Origin of the sequence: Streptomyces sp. NPDC056347 (assembly GCF_042262625.1) — a bacterium.
GTDB lineage: Bacteria > Actinomycetota > Actinomycetes > Streptomycetales > Streptomycetaceae > Streptomyces.
On the sequence record NZ_JBHJQP010000287.1, the window covers coordinates 1 to 5,429 of the forward strand.

6 protein-coding genes are annotated in these 5,429 nt (G+C 72.8%); 3 read left to right on the plus strand and 3 right to left on the minus strand.

Annotated elements, in window-relative coordinates; genetic code table 11:
- Window positions 1-120 precede the first annotated feature (120 nt).
- From ACFCV8_RS35270 to ACFCV8_RS35280, 3 genes are all read right to left on the minus strand, one after another.
- Window positions 121-429 carry a hypothetical protein gene (locus tag ACFCV8_RS35270; protein WP_376689617.1) on the minus strand — a complete coding sequence of 103 codons (309 nt, stop codon included), beginning with the start codon at window positions 427-429 and terminating at the stop codon, window positions 121-123.
- A 7-nt stretch (window positions 430-436) separates the two neighbouring features.
- Window positions 437-1,075 carry an ATP-dependent Clp protease proteolytic subunit gene (locus ACFCV8_RS35275; protein WP_376689618.1) on the minus strand — a complete coding sequence of 213 codons (639 nt, stop codon included), beginning with the start codon at window positions 1,073-1,075 and terminating at the stop codon, window positions 437-439.
- A 689-nt stretch (window positions 1,076-1,764) separates the two neighbouring features.
- Window positions 1,765-2,430 (minus strand): TetR/AcrR family transcriptional regulator, encoded by a 666-nt coding sequence (locus ACFCV8_RS35280; protein WP_376689619.1) that lies wholly within the window; start codon window positions 2,428-2,430, stop codon window positions 1,765-1,767.
- Between the two features lie 131 nt (window positions 2,431-2,561).
- Between ACFCV8_RS35280 and ACFCV8_RS35285 the strand changes: the two genes are divergently transcribed.
- The 3 genes from ACFCV8_RS35285 to ACFCV8_RS35295 form a co-directional block, all read left to right on the plus strand.
- Complete coding sequence (locus ACFCV8_RS35285) at window positions 2,562-3,911, plus strand: flavin-containing monooxygenase (RefSeq protein ID WP_376689620.1); 1,350 nt, start codon at window positions 2,562-2,564, stop codon at window positions 3,909-3,911.
- On the plus strand, window positions 3,908-4,753 hold the full coding sequence (locus ACFCV8_RS35290) for an SDR family NAD(P)-dependent oxidoreductase (RefSeq protein ID WP_376689621.1): 846 nt from the start codon (window positions 3,908-3,910) through the stop codon (window positions 4,751-4,753). Before ACFCV8_RS35285 ends, ACFCV8_RS35290 begins: the two co-directional genes overlap by 4 nt.
- Window positions 4,750-5,429, plus strand: a 680-nt coding sequence (locus ACFCV8_RS35295) for an MFS transporter (RefSeq protein ID WP_376689622.1), incomplete at its 3' end; no start/stop codon positions are given. The genes ACFCV8_RS35290 and ACFCV8_RS35295, both read left to right, overlap by 4 nt.

The window sequence follows — 5,429 nt, forward strand, 5'->3', positions numbered from 1 at the left end:
TGTCTGGAGCTGGGGCTGCACCATGGCATGGCGCAGCACATCGAGGCGAGTCGCGGGGGGCGGGGCGGGGGGGCGGCCCGGCGCCCCCCCCCCCCCCCCACGGCGGAGCGCACGCTCCGGTCAAGTCGGGGGATCCGGGGGTACGGTGACGCGCCCGGCGCGCCGTTCACCGTCCAGGACGCGCAGCGCTCGGGCGAGTGTCGCGGTGTGGATCCTCGCCTCCCCGCGCTCGTGCATCAGCGTCAGCGCGTCCCGCAGCGCCGCCGCGTGCGAAGCCAGCGCCTGTGCGGCACGCAGTGCGCCGTAGGTGTCGCTGCCCCGGGCCGGGTTGATCCGGCCGACCTGGTCGACAACGTCGAGGTAACGGTCGATGAACTCTCCCTCCGCGCGGGTCAGCGCGGGAAGCGGCGGGAGCTCGCGCGGTCTCATCGGGCGGTCACCGCGAGGGGTGCGGGGGGCGCGCGGCGTTCCGGTTCTCCAGGACGTGATCCACCAGGCCGTACGTCCGGGCTCCCGCGGCGTCGAGGATCAGTTCGCGTTCGATGTCCGCGGCGACCTGCTCGGTGTCGCGGCCGGTGTGCCGGGCCAGCAGTTCGATCAGCAGCGTATGGAGCCGGTCCATCTCCCGTGCCTCGACGGCCAGGTCGGACGGCTGGCCCCGCATGGGCTCGGGGAGCTCGGGCTGGCGCACGACGACCCGCGCGCCGGGCAGTGCGTGCCGGTGGCCGGGGGTGCCCGCGGCGAGGAGCAGGGAGGCGCAGGGGCCGGCCTGCCCGAGGCAGAAGGTCTCCACCTCGCAGCTCACGTACCGCATGGTGTCGTAGATCGCGGACATGGCCTCGAACGAGCCGCCGGGGGAGTTGATGTAGAGCGAGACGGGCCGGTCCGGTGCGGCGTGCTCCAGATACATGAACTGCGCGACCAGATCGGAGGCGGCGGCGTCGTCGACGGGAGTGCCGAGGAAGACGATGCGCTCGGCCAGCAGCTTGGAGTACGGGTCGACGGTACGGACACCGTCGGTCGTGCGCTCGGTGAACTCGGGCAGCACGTGGCGGGCTGCGGGACGGAACGGCATGGTGACGCCTCTCCTTCGGAACGGACCGGGCCCTGTGCGGGCTTCCGTGAAAAATGTACAGGACGTACAGAAGGTTGTGAGGGGGATGCGTCCTGGTGATCCGTTGGAATGCCCAGGTCGGAGGCTGTTCTTGTGTTCGCTGAGGGTGGACATCGCGCGACCGTTCACGGCGCGTCTGAGGCCCGAGGCGCCGAGGCGCCGGTCGAGCCGCCGCGCGGCGGGTCAACTCGGCCGACGTCCAAGGGGTATGGGCATCCGGTCGGGCGGGCCGGTCGCAGCCTTTGCATCCTGTGCTGCCCGTGAGTCGGACGTTCTCCCGCTCACGGGCGGCTCCGTCGGGGGGTGTCCGGCGATCGGCGGTACCTCTGGCGGCGGATCCGCGTCGAAACCGGCCCGCACATCACGATCGCGGTTCCCGCCCCGGGCCGCCGCGGCGCGACCGTGGTTCCGCCCCGTCAGTTGCGCCGGTGGCTGCCGCGGCGTCCGCTGAGCCCAAGATGCCGGCCGGTCGGGCATGCCGCCTTCGGCGTGGTCGACGACGGATCAGGTGGTCCTCGGTGCGTGTGCGTCCAGCCTGTGTGTGTCCGCCATGCGTACATTCGTTGCCCGTCGCGTCGGCGGTCGCGTCCATCGGGCAATGGCAACGCCGGGACGGTGTGGAGCCGGTGAACCCGTGCGGGCGCCGGCTGTCACGCCCGGCGTTCGCCCGGCGGCCTTCCTCCCTGGTCCAGTACCCCGGTCACGACGGCGTGCAGATGGCGGCGGAAGCGGTCGAGTGCGGCCAGGTCGCGTGGGCCGAGGCGGCGTCCGGCGGGGTCGATGACTCCGGCCTGGCCGAAGGAGTGAGTGGTCCAGACGATCGTGAAGACCAGCATTTCGACGTCGATCCCGGTGCCGATTCCGGCGCGTTCCAGCACCGTGCGGACGTCGCTCGCGACCTCGGCGACCAGTGGTCCGGCGAACTCCGTCTCGATCTCGGCCAGTTCGGCTCCCTCGGAAAGCCAGCGGCGCATCCACAGCGCAGGGACCTCGGGGTGGCTCAGGCAGAAGGAGAGGTAGGTGTCGACGAAGCCGAGCAGCGCGGCACGGGTCTCCTCGGCCGACGGGCCGCAGGCGCGCAGTCGCTCCAGCGCGGCAGTGGCCACCTCCCGCTGTGCGAGGTGGGCGCGGCGCATCACCGCGCGGTACAACTCGAACTTTCCGCCCACGTGATAGGCGACCGTCGCGATGTTCAGGCCGACGGCCTCTCCGATCGCGCGGGTGCTCGTGGCGTCGTACCCGCGCTCGGCGAAGAGCCGGGTGGCCGCCTCCAGGATGCGTTCTCGGCTGGTTCCATCGTCGGCATGGTTGCTCATGCATCCGAGGCTACCCGAGGTAATTGAGCCGTACCAATCAACTGCTGGAGTGCGAAAAGGCAGGTCAGAGACGATTGCGCTGCTCTCCATCATTCGATTGAATGAGCGCCGTCACGGAAGGGGGGCACGGCATGGGTTCGACGAGGGTTGCGGTGATCGGTGCGGGGGCGGCGGGGCTGGCCTCGGCCAAGGCGCTGCTCGAGGAGGGTCTGGACGTCACGGTCCTGGAGCGGGGCGACCGGCCCGGCGGTCTCTGGGCGCCGGACGGCGACGGGACGTCCCCGGCGTACGACAGCCTGCATCTCAACACCAGCAAGGGCCGTACCGAGTTCGCCGACTTCCCGATGCCGGAGCAGTGGCCCGACTTCCCGTCGGCCGCACTGGTGGGCGGCTATCTCGCCGAGTACGCGGACGCCTTCGGAGTCACCGGACGCATCCGGTTCGGCTCCGAGGCCGGCGCCGTGCGTCGGCGGGATGCGGAGTGGGAGGTCACGGCCCGGCGCGGCGCGGACACGACCACGGAGATGTACGACGCCGTCGTCGTCGCCAACGGGCACAACCGCGAGCCGAAATGGCCCGCCCCCGCCTACCCGGGCGCGTTCGACGGCGCCCAACTGCACGCCCACGACTACCGCAGCCCGGAAATGTTCGCCGGGCGGCGGGTGCTCGTCGTGGGCATGGGCAACTCCGCGATGGACATCGCCGTGGACGCCTCGTACGTCTCCTCGGGACCCGTGCTGCTGTCGGCGCGGCGCGGCACGCACATCGTCCCGAAGTACCTCTTCGGCCGCCCCGCGGACGCGACCGGCGGAGCCCTCGCGGTACTGCCGTGGCGCATCCGGCAGAAGGTCGCGGAAACCGTACTGCGCCTCGCGGTCGGCACTCCGCAGAGCTACGGGCTGCCGCGCCCGGCCGACGGGCTCTTCCGGAATCACCCGACGGTCAGCGACACGATCCTGCACCGGCTCACCCACGGCGAGGTCGTCGCCCGGCCCGGCGTCGAACGGCTCGACGGAGCCCGGGTGGTCTTCACCGACGGCACCGCCGAGGGCGTCGACGTGATCGTGTGGGCGACCGGCTACCACGTGACCATCCCGTTCCTGGACAGCACCTGGCTCGGCGACGACGCCGAGGCGATGCCGCTGTACCAGCGGGTCTTCCACCTCGACGACCCGACGCTGGCCTTCGTCGGCCTGATGCAGTCCACCGGCGCCGCCCTGCCGGTCGTGGAGGCGCAGGCCAAGCTCGTCGCCGCGTACCTCGCCGGCCGGTACGCCCTGCCGCCACCGGCCGAGCAGCACGCCGCGGTCCGGCGCGCCCATGCCGCGGCGGTCCAACGGTGGGGCGACAGGCGCCCGACGATGCGCATCGACTTCGACCAGTACGTCGCAGCCCTGCCCCGCGAGATCCGGGCAGGCCTCCGCCGGGCGGCCCGTGGCGCCGCAGTCCACACTCCGACCTCGAAGGCACCCACATCGTGACGATTCCCTTCCCCGGCCGCCGTCACGATCCCCGTGGACGACGGATCCTCATCACCGGCGCCTCCGGCACCATCGGCCGGGCCCTGGGCGAGCGGCTGACACGCGCCGGGGCGCATGTGGTCGGCATCGACCTGCGGCCCCGTGGCGACGAGCCGTTCGACGTGATCCGCTGCGACGTCACCGACGACGGCAGTGTGACAACGGCCGTCGCGGACGCCCTCGCCGCGCTGGGCGGGCTCGACGTCCTGGTGAACAACGCCGGCGCCGGCGGGCCCGCGCCGGCCGAGTACCCGCCCGACGCGGAGGTGCGCCGGCAGCTGGAGCTCAACCTGCTCGGTACGTGGCGGGTGACGGCCGCCTGCGTCGGCGCGCTGGTCGCGGCGCGCGGGCGGGTGGTGATGGTGGCCTCGCGGATGGCGGTCATGCAGCTCCCGCTCGCCGCGGCCTACGGCGCCTCCAAGCGGGCCATGGTCGCGTACGCCGACGCGCTGCGTCTGGAGCTCGGCACACATGTCTCGGTCAGCTGCGTGTACCCGTCCGCGGTGCGCAGCCCGATCCACGACTCGACGAAGGCGGCGGGCCTGTCGCTGGAGGGCATGAGCGTGTACGAGCCGCTGGACGGTGTGGTCGACGCGATCACCCGGACGGCGCTGGCCGGACGGCCGCGGCGGGACGTGACCACGACCCGCAGGGGTGCGGTGGAGTTCTTCCTGGCGCGCCATCTGCCCGCGCTCACCGACCGCGTCGTGGCCCGCACACTCGCGGCACGGACCCGCGCAGGCGTCTTCGACGGGGCCGCGCTCGCCGCAGGTGTGGTCGAGCGGCACCGGAGCGGGACGTGACGGCCGCCCGGACCGCATCGCCGCGGGCGGGCCGGGGAGCGCTGTCGGCGTACGCGGCCGGCTCGGTGGGCATGGGTGTGTGGGTCACCGTGCCGGGGCTGCTGCTGCTCTACTTCCTGACGGACGTCCTCGGCGTGCCCGCGTTCACGGCCGGCCTGACCCTGCTGCTGCCCAAGGTGGTCGACATCGTCGTCCACCCACTGCTGGGGTCGCGTTCGGACCGGGAGGCGCGCCGGATCGGGCACCGCCGCCGGATGATGCGGGCCGGGGTGCTGCTCGGCGTGGCCATGGCGGCGATGTTCAGCGTGCCGCCCGGCCTGACCGGAGGGGCGGCGGCGCTCTGGGTGGGGTGCTGGTTCGTGGTGGGCAACCTGCTGTTCGCCTGCTTCCAGGTGCCCTACCTGACGACACCGTCCGACCTGCGGGTCGGGTACCACGAGCGGACCCGGGTCTTCATGTTCCGCATGGTCCTGCTGACCGTCGGGCTCCTGGGCGCCGGGGTCGCCGCGCCGGCGCTGGCCGCGGCGGGCGGGCGGGGCGACTACGCGCGGATGGCGGTGCTGCTCGCGTCGGTCATGGCCGTATCGGCGGCCGTCGCGGTGGGCGGCGTACGACGGCTCACGGACGAGTGCGGCTTCCGGACGCCCGGCGCGCAGGCCGGCCACTCGTCCCCGGC

Excerpts from the sequence above, each read along its gene's own strand:
- ACFCV8_RS35285 (WP_376689620.1), top strand. The coding sequence starts at position 2,562 with ATGGGTTCGACGAGGGTTGCGGTGATCGGTGCGGGGGCGGCGGGGCTG.
- ACFCV8_RS35270 (WP_376689617.1), bottom strand. The coding sequence starts at position 429 with ATGAGACCGCGCGAGCTCCCGCCGCTTCCCGCGCTGACCCGCGCGGAG.
- ACFCV8_RS35275 (WP_376689618.1), bottom strand. The coding sequence starts at position 1,075 with ATGCCGTTCCGTCCCGCAGCCCGCCACGTGCTGCCCGAGTTCACCGAG.
- ACFCV8_RS35280 (WP_376689619.1), bottom strand. The coding sequence starts at position 2,430 with ATGAGCAACCATGCCGACGATGGAACCAGCCGAGAACGCATCCTGGAG.